This is a genomic window from Rhizobium sp. NZLR1b (genome assembly GCF_019685155.1).
Taxonomy (GTDB): domain Bacteria; phylum Pseudomonadota; class Alphaproteobacteria; order Rhizobiales; family Rhizobiaceae; genus Rhizobium.
Genome location: NZ_JABDWC010000007.1, coordinates 133386 through 149294, shown reverse-complemented (window position 1 = coordinate 149294; position 15909 = coordinate 133386). Strand labels below are relative to the sequence as shown.

At 60.2% G+C, this 15909-nt stretch carries 19 protein-coding genes; 13 read left to right on the top strand and 6 right to left on the bottom strand.

Features of this window, described 5'->3' with window-relative positions; translation table 11 throughout:
* The 6 genes from HJB84_RS12875 (at position 1) to visR (ending at position 5228) form a co-directional block, all read left to right on the top strand.
* On the top strand, positions 1-390 hold the full coding sequence (locus tag HJB84_RS12875) for a response regulator (RefSeq protein WP_003556488.1): 390 nt from the start codon (positions 1-3) through the stop codon (positions 388-390).
* Entirely contained in the window at positions 387-941 is a 555-nt protein-coding gene (gene cheD, locus HJB84_RS12870; protein ID WP_207582917.1) for a chemoreceptor glutamine deamidase CheD, read from the top strand. The genes HJB84_RS12875 and cheD overlap by 4 nt, the downstream gene beginning before the upstream one ends.
* A 16-nt stretch (positions 942-957) precedes the next feature.
* Positions 958-1347 carry a hypothetical protein gene (locus HJB84_RS12865; RefSeq protein ID WP_003584234.1) on the top strand — a complete coding sequence of 130 codons (390 nt, stop codon included), beginning with the start codon at positions 958-960 and terminating at the stop codon, positions 1345-1347.
* Between the two features lie 211 nt (positions 1348-1558).
* Positions 1559-3250, top strand: coding sequence for a flagellar basal-body MS-ring/collar protein FliF (gene fliF / locus HJB84_RS12860; RefSeq protein WP_207582918.1), 1692 nt, complete (start codon positions 1559-1561; stop codon positions 3248-3250).
* A 476-nt stretch (positions 3251-3726) separates the two neighbouring features.
* Complete coding sequence (visN, locus tag HJB84_RS12855; protein ID WP_207582919.1) at positions 3727-4473, top strand: transcriptional regulator VisN; 747 nt, start codon at positions 3727-3729, stop codon at positions 4471-4473.
* An 8-nt stretch (positions 4474-4481) separates the two neighbouring features.
* The gene (gene visR, locus HJB84_RS12850) at positions 4482-5228 is read left to right on the top strand and encodes a transcriptional regulator VisR (protein WP_207582920.1); all 747 of its coding nucleotides are present in this window, start codon (positions 4482-4484) and stop codon (positions 5226-5228) included.
* Positions 5229-5426: 198 nt separating this feature from the next.
* Here visR and HJB84_RS12845 read toward each other — a convergent pair whose 3' ends face one another.
* The 6 genes from HJB84_RS12845 to motA form a co-directional block, all read right to left on the bottom strand.
* On the bottom strand, positions 5427-5870 hold the full coding sequence (locus tag HJB84_RS12845; protein WP_207582921.1) for a hypothetical protein: 444 nt from the start codon (positions 5868-5870) through the stop codon (positions 5427-5429).
* 5 nt (positions 5871-5875) lie between these two features.
* On the bottom strand, positions 5876-6955 hold the full coding sequence (flhB, locus tag HJB84_RS12840) for a flagellar biosynthesis protein FlhB (RefSeq protein ID WP_207582922.1): 1080 nt from the start codon (positions 6953-6955) through the stop codon (positions 5876-5878).
* 337 nt (positions 6956-7292) lie between these two features.
* Complete coding sequence (gene fliG, locus HJB84_RS12835; protein ID WP_207582923.1) at positions 7293-8333, bottom strand: flagellar motor switch protein FliG; 1041 nt, start codon at positions 8331-8333, stop codon at positions 7293-7295.
* Positions 8334-8361: 28 nt separating this feature from the next.
* The gene (gene fliN / locus HJB84_RS12830; protein WP_207582924.1) at positions 8362-8949 is read right to left on the bottom strand and encodes a flagellar motor switch protein FliN; all 588 of its coding nucleotides are present in this window, start codon (positions 8947-8949) and stop codon (positions 8362-8364) included.
* Positions 8950-9014: 65 nt separating this feature from the next.
* Positions 9015-9965: a FliM/FliN family flagellar motor switch protein gene (locus HJB84_RS12825; RefSeq protein ID WP_207582925.1), complete on the bottom strand. Its 951-nt coding sequence runs from the start codon at positions 9963-9965 to the stop codon at positions 9015-9017.
* A complete protein-coding gene (gene motA, locus HJB84_RS12820) occupies positions 9966-10838 on the bottom strand; it encodes a flagellar motor stator protein MotA (RefSeq protein WP_207582926.1) in 873 nt (290 codons plus the stop codon).
* 253 nt (positions 10839-11091) lie between these two features.
* On the opposite strand from motA, the gene flgF reads away from it, so the two are divergent.
* The 7 genes from flgF (at position 11092) to flgG (ending at position 15905) form a co-directional block, all read left to right on the top strand.
* Positions 11092-11826, top strand: a complete 735-nt coding sequence (gene flgF, locus HJB84_RS12815; RefSeq protein ID WP_207582927.1) for a flagellar basal-body rod protein FlgF — start codon at positions 11092-11094, stop codon at positions 11824-11826.
* Between the two features lie 2 nt (positions 11827-11828).
* Positions 11829-13226, top strand: coding sequence for a flagellar protein export ATPase FliI (gene fliI, locus HJB84_RS12810; RefSeq protein WP_207582928.1), 1398 nt, complete (start codon positions 11829-11831; stop codon positions 13224-13226).
* 2 nt (positions 13227-13228) lie between these two features.
* Positions 13229-13771, top strand: a complete 543-nt coding sequence (locus tag HJB84_RS12805; RefSeq protein ID WP_221116093.1) for a flagellar protein — start codon at positions 13229-13231, stop codon at positions 13769-13771.
* Between the two features lie 166 nt (positions 13772-13937).
* Positions 13938-14330 (top strand): flagellar basal body rod protein FlgB, encoded by a 393-nt coding sequence (gene flgB / locus HJB84_RS12800; protein WP_207582930.1) that lies wholly within the window; start codon positions 13938-13940, stop codon positions 14328-14330.
* 6 nt (positions 14331-14336) lie between these two features.
* Complete coding sequence (gene flgC / locus HJB84_RS12795) at positions 14337-14753, top strand: flagellar basal body rod protein FlgC (RefSeq protein WP_007633309.1); 417 nt, start codon at positions 14337-14339, stop codon at positions 14751-14753.
* Positions 14754-14755: 2 nt separating this feature from the next.
* Positions 14756-15097, top strand: coding sequence for a flagellar hook-basal body complex protein FliE (locus HJB84_RS12790; protein ID WP_207582931.1), 342 nt, complete (start codon positions 14756-14758; stop codon positions 15095-15097).
* 19 nt (positions 15098-15116) lie between these two features.
* A complete protein-coding gene (gene flgG, locus HJB84_RS12785; RefSeq protein WP_164006538.1) occupies positions 15117-15905 on the top strand; it encodes a flagellar basal-body rod protein FlgG in 789 nt (262 codons plus the stop codon).
* Positions 15906-15909: the final 4 nt, after the last annotated feature.

The window sequence follows — 15909 nt, the reverse complement described above, 5'->3', positions numbered from 1 at the left end:
ATGTCGATCGCGGAGAAAATCAAAGTTCTGATCGTCGACGATCAGGTAACGAGCCGGTTGCTGCTCAGTGACGCGCTGACCCAGCTCGGTTTCAAGCAGATCACGTCCGCAGGCGACGGCGAGCAGGGCATGAAAATCATGGCCGAGCAGCCGCACCACCTGGTGATCTCGGACTTCAACATGCCGAAGATGGATGGCATCGGCTTCCTTCAGGCCGTGCGCACCAATCCGAACACCAAGAAGGCAGCCTTCATCATCCTCACCGCCCAGGGCGACCGAGCACTGGTGCAGAAGGCAGCCCAGCTCGGGGCCAACAACGTGCTCGCCAAGCCGTTCACGATCGAGAAGATGAAAGCGGCCATCGAAGCTGTGTTTGGAGCCCTGAAATGATCACTGAGGGGGCAGCCCGCCGCGTGCACATCATTCAGGGCGAGTACAAGGTTCTGAACGATCCGAATGCGGTCCTCTCGACCATTCTCGGTTCCTGCGTGGCTGCGTGCCTCCGAGACCCTATCGCCGGCATCGGCGGCATGAACCACTTCTTGCTGCCCGGTTCGGCGACGTCGCCGACCTCAGGCGGCGATGCCACCCGTTACGGCGTGCATCTGATGGAACTGCTGATCAACGGTCTCCTGAAACAGGGCGCCCGGCGCGACAGGCTGGAGGCCAAGATCTTCGGCGGCGCCAAGACGATCTCGACATTCTCCAATGTCGGTGAGCAGAACGCGGCCTTCGCCATGCAGTTCCTGAAGGATGAAGGCATTCCGGTGGTCGGTTCCTCCACAGGCGGAGACCACGGACGCAAGCTTGAATTTTGGCCCGTCTCCGGTCGTGCCCGGCAATACCCCCTGACCGGCGCCGAAACGCAGAGAACCGTCGCTCTCGAGCAGCGCCCTGCCGCTCCGCCGAAGCCCGTCGAAACCAGTATCGAATTTTTTTGATGTCGAGGATTTTCATATGACATTTAACCCGGTGATGGAGCCGCCTGCGCCTGTCGAGGCGTTGAGCGACATCCTGATGCGCATCGTTTCCGAACTGCACGATGTCGCCTATCTCATCGAGCGCATCGAGCCGCAGCTTCTCGATCTCGGCGGCGCCGAAATTCTGAATTCACCGGATGCCATGAAGGTCATGCAGGGCATCGACCTCGCCGTGCAGAAATCGCGTGGCCTTGCCGAGTTCATCGACACCATCACCGGCGAAATCCCGCACGGCTGGGCAGTCGACGTCGCCACCGCGCTCAGCCTCGTCAAGCTGGCAGAAATGCAGAAGGCATTGGGCGGCGCCACACGCCACGGCCATTCCCAGCCATTGAGCAAGGCAGCCGGCGACTTCGACTTCTTCTAAGGCGCATCGCTTCAAGCCGGATTCATGCGGCGCTCCAAGTCTTGATTTATGCATGTCGTTTCCCAAAACCGCTGCGAAGTTTTGGGGCGCATTCATTCGGCCTTTTTTGCTCCCGCCGGCGCTTCACGAAACGCTCGCACAAGTTTCGCCGATTATTCGTCAGATGAGGCAATAAGCCTGCTTTGTCTTTGACGAATCGTGCGAGAACAGAATGAATCTGTTAAATCAATTAGTTCAGATCTTTAAGAACTTCAGTTCCCTTGGCCGAACACGCCTGATGATTCTCGGAGGCGTCGGCGCCGTCTCTATCGCAATCGTCCTTGCGGCCGCTCTTTTCGTCAACAAGCCGGCACAGGAAACGCTGTATGTCGGTCTGGATGCGCCGGATCTCAACCAGATCAGCATGGCGCTTGCCGAAGCCAACGTCGATTTCCAGGTCGGTACGGACGGCACCAGTATCAGCGTCCCCGCAGGGATGACGGGCAAAGCCCGGCTGTTGCTTGCCGAGCGCGGCCTGCCGAACAGCGCCAATGCCGGTTACGAACTCTTCGACAATGTCGGCTCCCTCGGCCTGACCTCCTTCATGCAGGAGGTGACGCGGGTTCGAGCGCTGGAAGGCGAAATCGCCCGCACCATCCAGTCGATCTCCGGGATCACCGCCGCGCGCGTGCATATCGTCATGCCGGAGGTTGGAAACTTCCGAAAGGCGGAGCAGAAGCCGACCGCCTCCGTCATGATTCGTGCCAGCGCCACCACCGGGCGCAGTGCCGCGACCTCGATCCGCCACCTCGTCGCCTCGGCCGTGCCGGGGCTTGACGTCGATGACGTGACGATCCTCGATTCCGCCGGTCAACTGCTCGCTTCCGGCGACGAAGCGAGCAACAGCTCGCTGAACCGCTCGCTCACCATCGTCCAGAACGTCCAGCAGGAAGTCGAATCCAACATCGACAAGGCGCTGGCACCCTTCCTCGGCATGGACAACTTCCGTTCCAGCGTGACCGCCGATCTCAACACGGACGCCCAGCAGATCCAGGAAACGACCTACGATCCCGAGTCCAAGGTCGAACGCTCGGTCCGCTCGACCAAGGAAGCCCAGCAGTCGCAGCAGAAACAGTCGGACAGCGCGACGACGGTCGAGCAGAATATTCCGCAGGCGGCTCCCGAGGCCGGCGGCTCCGCCGGGCCCGAATCGCAGGACAAGTCCGACAAGCGCGAAGAGCAGACCAACTACGAAATCAACAGCCGGACGACGGCGACGACCCGCAACAGCTACAAGGTCGAGAAGCTGTCGATTGCGGTGGTGGTCAACAAGGGCCGCATCGCCAAGATGGTCGGCGAGCCCGCCGACCAGGCCAAGATCGATGCCTATCTTGCCGAAATGCAGAAGATCGTCGCTTCGGCGTCCGGCATCGACGCCAAGCGTGGCGACGTCGTCACCGTTACGGCGATGGATTTCCTCGAGAACCAGCTGCTCGAAGACGCCACCGGTGGTGTGCGCGTCATGGATATGCTGAGCCGCAACCTCGCCGGCATTATCAACTCTCTCGCCTTCGTCGCGGTCGCCTTCGTGGTGGTCTGGATGGGCCTGCGGCCTCTAGTGCGCAGCGTCAGCGGCAATGGCAGCTCGTCGGTCCTCGGCGACGCCACGCCGGAGGCGGCCGGCCTCGAGCTTCCGGACTTCGCGCCTTCCGCAGGCGCGCCCGGAGGAGCCCTCATGGACGGCTTCGGCTCCGACTTCGGCTTCGACAGCACCGAGGATCTGCTCAGCCTCGGCGACGACGACGGAAACTTCAATCGTCGCGTCAAGGAAGGCCCGGAGCGCAAGCTCTCCCGCATGGTCGAGATCAACGAGGAACGCGCCGCGAAAATCCTCCGGAAATGGGCGATCGACGAGGCAGCGTAAGAAAAAAGGCCGGGCAACCGGCCTTTTTCATGTCGGTACCACGCTTGATTTCCTGTAACGGGATCGTTGTCAGTTCCCGCAAACAAATGACGAACCGCTCTGGAAGCAGTGACGGTAAATGTCGGGCATTCGGCATGAAGACCAGGAACAGATCCGACCGCACCAGCGCATGATGCCGAAAAGTGTCGCTGTCGAGAAATTTAATAAGGCGAACTCGCGTAAAACGCGAATGAAGTTGCGATACCCCCAGAATCACCTTAGCCTCCCCTATATCTTGAGGGGTGGAATTGATCATCGAATCAGCGCATGGGCGACAGCGAAAGTAAATCCCTAGAAGTCGGAGATGGTGATTTGCATCGGCTGGCTTACCCTTGGGTGATTCGAAATGGGATTCGAGCGGAACTTGAATTGAATCCCTTACAGAAAAATTGCTGTTGCACCGAGTTCGATCGTTTCTCAGCCGCAGGACATTGCCAATGGATATGAACGTAATTCAGGCGAGCAAAGGCGAGAGGCAGATGGCGAATTTCGCGAGCGCGGTGATGCCGGATCTGTTGCCGCGCGATCAACTCCTCCAGCGCCTGCACGGCGTCGCCAACACTGGCAGGTTGCAGTCCGGTCTGCGGGCGCTGACCGAGTATGTGGGTGCTTCGCACTACCTTCTGGCGCGCTGCGATCTCCTTCAGGAAAGCGGTCTCGATTTCATTGTTTCGTCGGATTGGCCCTTTGACCTGGTCAGGGATATCGCCAATGATCTGGTTCGCGGCTATGCCCGTTCGACGGAGCTGGAAAAATGCATGCAGGTCTTCCAGCCGAATTTTGCTCTTATGCCTGATACTGCCGACGTGCCCGACGGCGCCAGCCGTCAATATTGTTCTCTCACCTTCAATGTCGGCCGGTCGCGGCTGGCCCTGATGTTCCTGTTCGGCGAGGGGTTCATCCTTTCGCCTGAGCGCCTGCGAGATGTGGGCCTGCTTGCAGGTTATGTCGCGAGTTTCCTCCGCTGCGGTGGTACGAGGGTCGACCGCGATTTCGAATTGACGGACCGCGAGCTGGAATGCCTCTTCTGGATCGCCGAGGGCAAGACCAGCGACGAGATCGCCATGATCCTCGGAATCTCCCGCAATACCATCAACAACTACATCACCAGCGTGATGCGCAAGACGGCGACCAAGACCCGGTCCGAGGCGATTGCCTTCGCCGTCCGCAATAATCTCGTATAGGGGGATCTATGGGGCATCCATCAGCCAGGACGATGAGCAGCGCCGAACAGCTGCGCATGGTGCGTGTGAACAGGATTTCCAGCCGGTCCGATCTTTTCCCGCGGCTGATTGCGATGCAGAAGCTCGCCGATGCTCAAGGGTTTGCGATCTTCCGCGTCAGCGGCTCGGGTCTTCCGGCAAAGCAGCGCCTTGTCTGCGAACTCGAGAACTGGGGGTCTTCCAATGCCGGCTTCGGCAAGGCCTTCACAGATGCCTATGGCGATATCCTTCTCGACCATATCGAGAAGTCTTTGTTGCCGCTCTCATGGGCCGGCGGTTACGACCATGCGGCACCTGGTCCTGCGGACTTCGCCCCGTTCATGACGCGGCTGCAGGACGGTATTGTGCCTTTTTCCGGCCTTGCCTTTCCAGTGCGGCTCGGCACGGTCGGCAACGGTTTCATCCTTTTCACCGGCGATGAGATTGATCCCTCGAGCGATACGATCGTCGAGCTGCACGGTCGCTGCTGCCATATTATGATGGATCTGCTCTCGCTCGACGAACGCCGCACGGCCACCGCCGAGGCGCTCAGCGAACGCGAGATCGCCTGTCTCCAGCTTGCCGGCGACGGCCGCATCAGCGAAGAGATCGCCGACAAGCTCGGCCTGTCCGTGCACACCGTGAACGCCTATCTCGGCTCGGCGACCATCAAACTCGATTCCGTCAATCGCATCCAGGCGATCGCCAAGGCGATCCGGCTCGGCTACATCAGCTGAGGCCCTGCGGGCCGGGCTCTTTCATTTTAAGATTGCGTTTGATGCGTGTCGCCCGGAACTGTGCAGTGGTTCCGGGCCTACGACACGCATCGTCGCATGAATCAAGTTTGATGCGACGCGCTTGAGTCAAAACCGTTTCCGATTGTGGGGCGATGCGCTGTCGAAGGACGGATGAAAGCGCGATTGTCCTGAGAGATGTCAGCCCGCCAGCGACCGGGGCGACTGATTGACGTTGTAGCGCGCTTCCCGGAGGCTCTTTTCGAGGAAGACGGTGTTTTCGTCGGGATCGGCCGAGGGATCCTGGAAAGCGATATGATTGATCTCGATGCCGGCGTGATCTTCGGCGAGAGTCAGCTGTGCATAAACGGTGACGCCGCGCGGCTTGATTTCCAGATCGAGAACGACTTCGGGCTTGCCGCCCCATTCCAGCGTATAGTTGCCGCCCAGGCCGAAATTCACCGTGCCCGGATGAAAGAAAAGCTCTGCCGCCGAAGCGACGAGATCGGAAAGGTTGCCGTAATACTCGAAGCGCAGCAGTGAAATAAGGTCAGAAGCATCCAGAAGGCGCAGTTCCGTGGCGACCGGGCTGATCGCAACTGCGAGGATCTTTTCACGCTGGGTAGAGTGAGGGCATTTTTTCATTCGGCTTATCTTACCCGTTTGTTCTTGGCATCTGCGGCGTAGACCCGGTGGATCAGCTCCGCAACGGCCTTATAGAAGACTGACGGTATGACACTATCGATCGAGACTTGCGCAAACATGGAGCGCGCAAGTGGCGGATCCTCGAACACCGGGATGCCGTTTTTTTCGGCAATCTCCCTGATCTTGAGCGCAATAAGGTCCTGGCCCTTGGCCAGCACCACCGGCGCGTCGTTTTCTTCGCGGGCATAGCGTAGCGCCACCGCATAGTGCGTCGGGTTGGCGATGACGAGCGTCGCCCGGTCCACATTGGCGATCATACGCCGGCGTGCGCGGTCGCGCATCAACGAGCGCTGCCGCCCCTTGACGAAGGGGTCTCCCTGCGCCTGCTTGTTTTCTTCCTTGATTTCGTGCCGCGTCATCTTCAGCTCGGTGAACCAGTGATGGCGCGTCCAAAAGACATCGACGATCGCCACGATCGCGGTGGCGATCAGCACGACGATGATGATCTTGCGCATCGCCGTCGAGATCCGCACCAGGATCGTCTGCGGATCGGAGAACATCGCGTCGATCGAGCTAAAATATTCGCTTCTGAGCACAAAAAACAGGATCACCCCGACGACGACGACCTTGAACAGCGATTTTCCGAACTCGACGAGGCCCGGCAGGCTGAAGAGCCGTTCCCAGCCTTTGGCGGGAGAGATGCGCGAGGCCTGCGGCCGGATGCGTTCGAGCACCGGCGTCGGCAGGTTCTGGAAGACGGAGGAGGCGATGCCGAACACCATGAACAGGATGAAGGCCGGCGCCAGCAGCGCCGCACATGCCCAGCCGAGCTTGACGAACAGCGAAAGGACGTCGGGACCCGTCTCGATCTTCCACTGGTCGGGTTGCTCAAAGATGTCGCGCAGGGTTTCAGTCATGCGGCCGACACTGTCGGGGAGGAAGAACACCAGATAGATATAGGTGGCAAGGATGGTCGCAAAGATCGACAGCTCGCGCGAAAACGGCACGTTGCCTTTCTCAGCCGCGTCGGTTTGCTTTTTCGCGGTCGGGGCTTCTGTTTTGCTGTCCTTGTCATCGTCTGCCAAGTCGCGGCCCTCCGTCGAAGAAATAGGCAGCAGCTACTGCATGTCGCCCAAAAGTGTGCAGCGGTTCTGGAATGACGACATGCATCAAAACAAAGAGCTAAAGCGCGCCGCGGAAACCGGGTTCCCTGCGACGCGCTTTAGAGCGCGGCCTGTATTGGAAGGGTAGTCGCCTGTCGCATGGCGATCAACAGCCGCTTTGCAGGCGGCTGGATTTGTCAACAGTCTCGGAGTGCTATGTATGTCGCTCGGAAGCGGGCAGCGGTATCCGGGATACCGATACGCATAAAACCTGGAACGAAAACGGGTCGCACGAACGAAGGTCAATGCGCGCCCCGCTTTAGGCGGCTGCCGAAGCGTCGCCTTCCTTCTCCTTGAGCTCGATCTGGCCTGAGTTGGCCAGGCGAATCGCTTCCTGCGCCACGGCGCGCCGGGCAATGGCAATCTCGCGCGGATTGACGCCGCCCATGCCGCTCTGCAGATCCGATTCGATCATGCGGCGCTGGCGAGGGCTGATGGCGGAGAGAACCGATTCGCGGATCTCTGGCGGCGAACCGCGCAATGCGACGGTGAGCACATCCGTCGAGATGTCGTTGAGCAGCATGACGCGGCTGCGCTGCGGCATGTACATGAGGTCCTCGAACAGGAAGATTTTCGGACGGACCTTGTTGACGGATTCGCGGCTGATCGATTCCAGCGAGGTGAGCAGCGTGTCGACCTGCGGCTTGTCGAGTTCGTTCATGAGATCGGCGACCTTCGTCGAGCCGGCGGCATTGCGCTCTGCCTCTACCTCGGCAAGCAGCGTCATCACCTGGTTCTCGATGATCTGCGCGGCCTTCGGGCTGACGGCCTTCATGTTGACCGTTCGGTTCATGATGTCAGCACGGCGGTTGTCTGGGAGCTGCAGCAGCACCTTGGCGCCGAAGTTGGAAGGCATCATCGAAAGAATATAGGCGACGGTCTGCGGATGTTCGCGCAGCAGGAACTGTGCCACGAAGGTCGGCTCCGCCTCGCTGAGACGATCCCAGATCGAGGTTTCGTAGGCCTGGAATGCCGTGCGGCGGCCGAGCAGGCTGTCGACCTCGTCGGGCGTCAGGCCTTCTTCCAGAATGGCCTCGATAGCCTTGGCATTGTCCATCAGTCCGGCGCCCTCGGTGAAGAGGTCTTCGAATTCGCCGACGAGCATCAAGAGTTCGTCCGGCGGGATGGCGCGCAGCGACTGAGCGGATGAGATAATGGTCTGCAGTTCGGCCTGGGTGAAATATTTCAACAGCCGGCCGGCGACTCCCTTTCCCATAGCGAGAAGAACAGCCGCCGCCTTTTCAGCCTGGGTCAACGGTTTCCCGGCTAGCGCGCCGCCGAAATCGTCAAAGTCCATCATGGTCTAACCTCTCCGTCCCACACAGGGATCAGGCTTTTTTCGTACTCAAAACTTCTATCAGTTTCACACCGAATCGCGTGTCGTCATTATCAAGCACCGTAATCTCGCCGCGCGCAATCCTGCGGCCATTCACCATGATCTCGACCGGTTCGCCGATCTTCTTGTCGAGGGCGATCGTCGCCCCTTCATTGAGGTTCATCAGGCCGGAGACCTGCATGCGGCTGGTGCCGAGCATGATCTGGACGTCGATCGGGATGTCCATGATCAGGTCGAAGTTCGAATTCAGCGCGCTGCCGAGCGGAGCCGGCGATGCGTCGAAAGAGGGGCTGTCGCCGAAATCCATGCCGGCAGCCGGGCTGGCATTGCCGGCGCCGAAATCGCCGCCGAAATCGTCGCCGCCAAACGGGGTGTCCGACATCTCGCCGCCGAAGGCCGCCAGATCGGTTCCTGCTGCGAAGGCGTCGTTCTGCAGGTCGTCGCCAAACTGCGGCAGGTCGCCATCGGCATCCTGCTTCAGCACGCCGCGCAGATCGTCGATCGCTTGGTCGAGATCCGCTTCGCTGCCCGGAAGATCCAGGGAGAGGTCGCTGTTCTGCTGTGTTTTCTTCGTAGCCATGAAATCACTATTCCAGTTGAAACTTGCCTCAAACTGCCTTTGCAGCCCAAAAGCCAGAGAACCGATTAATTCATTAAATGACGGATGAGTTCGTCATCCGAGTTCATCGTATCCCGGACGCGGACCATGTAGTTTTCGCCTGAACGCCCGAACTCGCACACATACAATTCCTTGCTGTTGGCGCTGACCTCGACGCGCACGTCACCGCTGTCGCGGAACGGAATGACGTCGCCGACCATCAGCTTCGATATCGTGCGCAGCGTCAGGTCCTGCAGCCTGATCTTGGCCTCGAGTGTGACATGCGAGCGGCGGACCTGGTCGCCCAGCTGTTCGGTCCACTCCGCCGACTTGCCGGTCGCCTGGCGCTTCGGCTTCGGCGGCGTCACCTTGGTCTTGAGCAGCGCGGTCTGCGGAACCATCAACGAAAATTCCGAAACGATGCCGGCAAGCGTGATCGACATATTGATGGCGGCGGCGAATTCGTCCGGGCGGTCCTCCGGCGGCCGGGCGCGCATCTCGAGCGCGTGCGGGGCCGAAAGGCTCGGTTCGAAACCGCCGGGCGCGTTGACGGCCGAGCGCAGCACCTTGGCGATCTTGTCAAAAACCATCACCGCCAGGTCGATTTCGATGACCGACAGCAGCCGGTCGGCCGGCTCCTCGATCGTATCGGCGGTGGCGCCGAGCAGGTGCTCCATCAGCGTGATGACGAAACCGTTGCCGCAGGCAAGCGTGATGTTCTGCGACCAGTTGCGCAGTGTCACGTCGACGAGGGTGACGTTCGCGTTCAGGTCGTCGATCAGGTGGTTCTTATAGCCGATCTCGCAGCCGAGATAGTTGACCGTCACGTCGAGGCCGGTCTCGCTCTTGATGACGTCGGGAAAGAATTCGCTGTAGACTTCCCCGAAGGAACTGCAGATCTTGGCGACCCTGCCTCTATCGCCAAGCCCGCCTGTCAGCTTGGCGAGAAGGGCAGGATCCATTGCCGGTTTGTCATGCGAAGCATTGCTCATAGTCATTTAAGCCGCCTTGTTTTCGCCGCCTGGGTTCATCATTTCCTGTTCGACCGCGTCGATGGACGGACGCTCGTAAGCCGAGATCGTCTTGCGGCCGTATTCGAGAGCGACCTGCGGCACCGAGCCGTTCATGTAAGCAAGCAGCGTCTGCTTGACGATGACGTAGAGTCGGTGCTGCTTGTTGCGCACGATCTTGATCTGGGAGACCAGCGGCGAGCAGACGCAATAGGACAAGATAATGCCGAGGAAGGTGCCGACGAGCGCCGAGCCGATCAGGTGCCCGAGCACCTCAGGTGAATCGTTGATGTGAGCCATCGCCTTGATGACGCCGAGAACCGCGGCGACGATACCGATCGCCGGGAAGGAATCGCCCATGATCTGGATCGCGTGGTAAGGCTTCATCTTGTCATGCATGATGGTGTTGAGTTCTTCGTCCATCAGCGCCTCGATCTCGTGGCTGCGGGCATTGCCGATGATGATCAGACGCACGTAGTCGCAGATGAACGCCGTCAGTTCCTTGTTCTTCAGAACTGTCGGAGCCTGTTGGAAGATCGTCGATTCGACCGGATTGTCGATATGGGCTTCGATTTCGTTTCGCGACTTGGTGCGCAGGTCGCGCATCAGCGAATAGAGCACGCCGAGCGTGTCGAGATAATTGCGTTCTTTCGGCACAGCGTGCTTGAAGGCTTCGCCGAGCGCTTTGCCGGAATCCTTCACCACTTTCATTGGGTTCGCCATGATGAAGCTGCCGAGGCCGGCGCCGCCGATGATGAGGAATTCGAAGGGCTGGAACAGCGCGTTCACTTCGCCGCCCATCGCCATGAAGCTGCCGACGATGCAGCCGCAGACAACAATAAATCCGATAATAATATTCATCGTCAGCCCAATCTGAACGTTGCTTTTCTCTGAGACGGATAGGATTTCTGCCTTGCGTGAGGCTGATGAAAGGGCTGGTCGCGGGGCATTTCCGCGTGCCAGCTTCGCGCAAGCATCTGCCGTCAGGCTAAAGGAGACGAATGGGTGTCCGCACCCGTTTCTGAGATGCCGCCTCAGCGAAATCCCGGCCGAATCACAAAGACGACGCCCGGCTTTTCGTTCCGTTCATCGCCAATGCTTGGAGCTTACCGACATGCAATCCGGTCTTTATGTTTCACTGTCGTCGCAGATGGCGCTCGAAAAGCGCCTGACCACCATCGCAGACAACATGGCGAACGTGAACACGACCGGCTTTCGCGCCACCGAGGTGAAGTTCGACGAGATGGTGGCGAACTCCAAGAACAAGCTCAACACCAAGGTCGCCTTCGTTTCCCAGGGCAACGACTATCTGAACGAGGGAAATGGCGAATTGCAGCACACCGGCAACATGCTCGATTTCGCCGTCAAAGGTGATGCCTGGTTCTCGCTCGATACGCCGGCAGGCCGCGTCCTGACGAGGGACGGCCGCTTCACGCTCAAGGATACCGGCGAACTCGTGTCGATCCGCGGATATCCCGTTCTCGACGCCGGCGGCGCGCCCATCCAGCTCAACTCGAAGGGCGGCGAGCCGGCCGTCGGCACCGACGGCATCATCTACCAGGGCGACCGCCAGGTCGCCTCGCTCGGGCTGTTCGAGGCCGATGTCAGCAAGGGATACCTACGCTACGAAAACAGCGGCATCATGACCACTGACCAGCCGCGCGCCGTCGTCGACCGCTTCAATGTCGGCGTCGAGCAGGGTTATCTCGAAAACTCCAACGTCAACGCCATGCGCGAGATCACCCAGTTGATCGAAGTCAACCGCGCCTTCGAAAGCGTCTCGTCGCTGATGCGCGACAGCGAGGATTCCTTCAAGGAAGCCGTGCAGACGCTCGGGGGTAGCCGCTAAGCATGAGCACCACACTACTGTCCGAGGACGGTCTTTCCCCAAAATTGGCGCATCTGGCAGATCTCGTCGACCGATACGCATCGCCGGAGTTCGCGGTTGCCCATGGCGGTCGCGTGCAGACCATCGCCGCAGGCCACTACACGGTTCGCGGTCTCTCCCGCCATGTTCGCCTCGGTGAGTTTGTCGCCCATAAATCGGCGACCGGCGTCCATCTGGGTGAGGTCGTTCGCGTCGAGCCGGACCTGATTTATGTCTGCCCGATCGAACCAGGCGAGCCGATCGGCATCAACGATACGGTCATCCGCAAGGGCGCGTTTCGTATCTCACCGTCTGACAGCTGGTGCGGGCGCACCGTCAACTCGCTCTGCGAACCGATCGACGGGCTGGGTCCGATCACCGAGGGCCTCGATCGCCGCTCGATCGCCAATACCGCGCCGCCCTCGATGACCCGCAAGCGTGTCCAGACCGGCTTCAAGACCGGCGTACGCGCGATCGACATCTTCTCGCCGCTCTGCCTCGGGCAGCGCCTCGGCATCTTCGCCGGTTCCGGTGTCGGCAAGTCGACGCTTTTGTCCATGCTCGCCCGCGCCGACGCCTTCGACAAGGTCGTCATTGCGCTTGTCGGCGAACGCGGCCGCGAGGTGCGTGAATTCATCGAGGATACGCTCGGCAGCAATATGAAGAAGGCTATCGCCGTCGTTGCAACCAGCGATGAGAGCCCGATGCTGCGCAAGATGGCGCCGCTGACGGCCGTCACCATCGCCGAACATTTCCGCGACAAGGGCGAGAATGTTCTCTTCATCGTCGACAGCGTCACGCGTTTCGCCCATGCGATCCGCGAGGTGGCGACTGCCTCCGGCGAGCCGCCGATCGCACGCGGTTACCCGGCTTCCGTGTTCACCGAGCTGCCGCGCCTGCTGGAGCGCGCTGGTCCCGGCCCCGAGGGCGCCGGCACCATCACGGCGATCATCTCGATTCTCGTCGACGGCGACAACCACAACGACCCGATCGCTGATTCGACGCGCGGCATCCTCGACGGTCATATCGTCCTGCAACGCAGCCTCGCCGAAGAAGGGCGTTACCCACCGATCGATCCGCTAGCCTCGATTTCGCGTCTTGCCCGCAAGGCCTGGACGCCGGACCAGGAAAAGCTGGTCTCGCGGCTGAAGGTGCTGATCCATCGCTTCGAGGAAACACGCGACCTGCGCCTAATCGGCGGTTACCGCCAGGGTGCCGATCCCGATCTCGATATGGCGGTCAAGCAGGTACCGATCATTTACGACGTCCTGAAACAGTCGCCGGGCGACCGCGACTCGGCCGATGCCTTCGCCGATCTCGCCGGCGCGCTCAAAGCTGCAGCCGGTATGGGCAATCAGGGCGCACCCATTCAGAGGAGATAGACGTGGCTGAATTCGACGACGAACGCATCGCTTCTCTGAAGCAGCGCCGGAAGACCGTCATCCTGGATCGGCTTCTGACTTTCACCGGCCTGGCGCTTGCCGGCGCTTCCGCCTTCTTTCCGTGGTATGTATTTTTCAACGAAGATAAGTTCGGCATCAACGTCGCCGCCAGCGACAATTCGCGCGAATTGCCGGATTGGCCGGCCCGCAACGTCTTCAGCGTCTCGCCGCTTGCCATGATCAACAAGAACGAGCCGGACAAAAAGGCCCCGCCGATCGATCCGCTGACGACGGCAACGGTTTCCGACCTCGGCAAGGAACGCAATGGCCGCCCCATACCCGAGGATCAGCCTTTCCCTGGCAAGTCTTCCTTCCGCCTGCTGCACGTTTCCAACGGCCGGGCGCTGATCGAGGATCCCTCGGGTATGTATGTGGTGCGCATCGGTTCGATCCTGCCCGACGAGAGCCGCCTAGCGACACTCGAGCAGCGCGACGGCAAATGGGTGATCGTTACCTCCAAGGGCGATACCTACCAGAATAATTGAACCTGTCGGCCAACGCCGAAGGCAACAGGGGCTCCGCCGCGAACCGGCCGGAGCCCCTGTTTTTTTGAGCGCAGCGCTGCCCGAAAAGCGCCTTGAAACCTGAATTCCCGTAAGTCCCACGCAAGATTACCGCACTAGGTTCGGGACAGTAAAAACGGAGAGTCTCATGCAACCGATCCAACTTTTCGACTTGGCTTCGCGACAGGCGGAATGGCTGACGATCCGTCAGCAGGTTGTTGCCGGCAACATCGCGAATGCCAACACCCCGAAGTTCCACGCCAAGGACGTCACGCCCTTCGACGCCGTGCTGGACAAGTCCGACATCACCATGACGCGCACCAATCCGGCCCATCTCAGCGGCAATGATTTCAGCGCCAGCGGCGATATCGACGTCAAGGACGCCGCACTCGACCAGGAAATCGGCGTCCAGGAATCAGGCAATACCGTCGGTGTGGCCGAAGAGCTCTCCAAGTCGGGCGATATCAAGCGCCAGTACGATCTGAACACCTCGCTGGTCAGTTCTTTCAACCGCATGATGTTGATGACCGTCAGGAAGTAAAAATTCATGGATCCGCTTTCAGCAGCAATGAAAATCGCCGGTTCCGGGCTCGAGGCGCAGTCGACGCGCCTGCGCATCGTTTCGGAAAACATCGCTAACGCTCGCTCGACCGGCGACACGCCTGGAGCCGACCCCTATCGCCGTAAGACGATCACCTTCGGCCAGCAGATGGATCGCGCCAGCGGCGTCGAGACGGTCGATGTCAAGAAGGTCGGCGTCGACGAAGGCGACTTCAGCACCGAATTCGACCCCAGCAATCCGGCCGCGGATCAGAAGGGCGTCGTCAAACTGCCGAACGTCAACATCCTCGTCGAGATGGCCGACATGCGCGAAGCCAACCGCTCGTATGACGCCAATCTGCAGACCATCAAGCAGACCCGCGATCTCATCTCCTCCACGATCGACCTCCTGAAGAGCCAATAATAATGATCAGCAGCGTCCAGAATGTCAGCAACCTTTCGATGACCCGAGCGCTTGGCGCCGTCGACACCGAAAATTCCGCCTCGTCGTCTGCCGCCACCATGCCGGGCACCGCAGGTGCGGCCAACGGCATGAGCTTTGCCTCCGTCATGGGCAACATGGCAACCGACGCGGTCACCAGCCTGAAGGGTGCGGAAAGCATGTCCTTTGCCGGCATCAAGGGCACGGCGACGACGCGTGAAGTCGTCGATTCCATGCTCCAGGCCGAGCAGACGCTGCAGACCGCGATCGCCATCCGTGACAAGGTCGTCTCGGCCTTTCTCGAAGTCACCAAGATGCAGATGTAACTGAATTGAGGACGAACACATGAGAGCGCTCGCCATCGCAGCAACGGGCATGGATGCCCAGCAGACCAATCTGGAAGTCATCGCGAACAATATCGCCAACATCAATACGACGGGTTTCAAGCGCGCTCGCGCCGAATTCTCCGATCTTCTCTACCAGACCGAACGCGCCAAGGGTGTCGCCAACCGCGCCAACCAGGCCGTCGTCCCGGAAGGCGCCAATATCGGCCTCGGCGTCCAGACCTCGGCGGTGCGCAACCTGCATCTCCAGGGCGAACTGACCCAGACCGGCAACGACCTCGACGTGGCGCTGATCGGCAAGGGCTTCTTTCAGATCCAATCGACCGACGGTACGACGCTCTACAGCCGTGCCGGCGCCTTCAACAAGAACGAGCAGGGCCAGCTCGTCACCATCGACGGCTACGAGGTCCTTCCCGGCATCACCATTCCGACGGGCTCGACCGAGCTGACGATCAGCCGCTCGGGCCAGGTTTCGGCCAAGCTGCCCGGCGCGACGACCGCGACCACGCTTGGCCAGCTGACGCTTGCCGATTTCGTCAATGAGGCCGGCCTCCAGCCGATCGGCGACAATCTCTTCCAGGAAACGGCTGCCTCCGGCGAAGCCGTCGTCGGCAATCCCGACGAGGAAGGTTTCGCCTACATGAAGCAAGGCTATCTGGAATCCTCGAACGTCGACCCGGTGAAGGAAATTACCGAGCTGATCTCGGCCCAGCGCGCTTACGAAATGAATTCCAAGGTGATCACCACCGCTGACGAAATGGCCACCGTCGTCAGCAAGAACCTGAAGTAGAGGG

Excerpts from the sequence above, each read along its gene's own strand:
- visN (WP_207582919.1), top strand. The coding sequence starts at position 3,727 with ATGGATATGAACGTAATTCAGGCGAGCAAAGGCGAGAGGCAGATGGCG.
- fliI (WP_207582928.1), top strand. The coding sequence starts at position 11,829 with ATGAGCACCACACTACTGTCCGAGGACGGTCTTTCCCCAAAATTGGCG.
- HJB84_RS12845 (WP_207582921.1), bottom strand. The coding sequence starts at position 5,870 with ATGAAAAAATGCCCTCACTCTACCCAGCGTGAAAAGATCCTCGCAGTT.
- HJB84_RS12875 (WP_003556488.1), top strand. The coding sequence starts at position 1 with ATGTCGATCGCGGAGAAAATCAAAGTTCTGATCGTCGACGATCAGGTA.
- fliF (WP_207582918.1), top strand. The coding sequence starts at position 1,559 with ATGAATCTGTTAAATCAATTAGTTCAGATCTTTAAGAACTTCAGTTCC.
- visR (WP_207582920.1), top strand. The coding sequence starts at position 4,482 with ATGGGGCATCCATCAGCCAGGACGATGAGCAGCGCCGAACAGCTGCGC.
- HJB84_RS12865 (WP_003584234.1), top strand. The coding sequence starts at position 958 with ATGACATTTAACCCGGTGATGGAGCCGCCTGCGCCTGTCGAGGCGTTG.
- flgF (WP_207582927.1), top strand. The coding sequence starts at position 11,092 with ATGCAATCCGGTCTTTATGTTTCACTGTCGTCGCAGATGGCGCTCGAA.
- fliN (WP_207582924.1), bottom strand. The coding sequence starts at position 8,949 with ATGGCTACGAAGAAAACACAGCAGAACAGCGACCTCTCCCTGGATCTT.
- flgB (WP_207582930.1), top strand. The coding sequence starts at position 13,938 with ATGCAACCGATCCAACTTTTCGACTTGGCTTCGCGACAGGCGGAATGG.
- cheD (WP_207582917.1), top strand. The coding sequence starts at position 387 with ATGATCACTGAGGGGGCAGCCCGCCGCGTGCACATCATTCAGGGCGAG.
- HJB84_RS12790 (WP_207582931.1), top strand. The coding sequence starts at position 14,756 with ATGATCAGCAGCGTCCAGAATGTCAGCAACCTTTCGATGACCCGAGCG.
- motA (WP_207582926.1), bottom strand. The coding sequence starts at position 10,838 with ATGAATATTATTATCGGATTTATTGTTGTCTGCGGCTGCATCGTCGGC.
- flgG (WP_164006538.1), top strand. The coding sequence starts at position 15,117 with ATGAGAGCGCTCGCCATCGCAGCAACGGGCATGGATGCCCAGCAGACC.
- fliG (WP_207582923.1), bottom strand. The coding sequence starts at position 8,333 with ATGATGGACTTTGACGATTTCGGCGGCGCGCTAGCCGGGAAACCGTTG.
- HJB84_RS12825 (WP_207582925.1), bottom strand. The coding sequence starts at position 9,965 with ATGACTATGAGCAATGCTTCGCATGACAAACCGGCAATGGATCCTGCC.
- flgC (WP_007633309.1), top strand. The coding sequence starts at position 14,337 with ATGGATCCGCTTTCAGCAGCAATGAAAATCGCCGGTTCCGGGCTCGAG.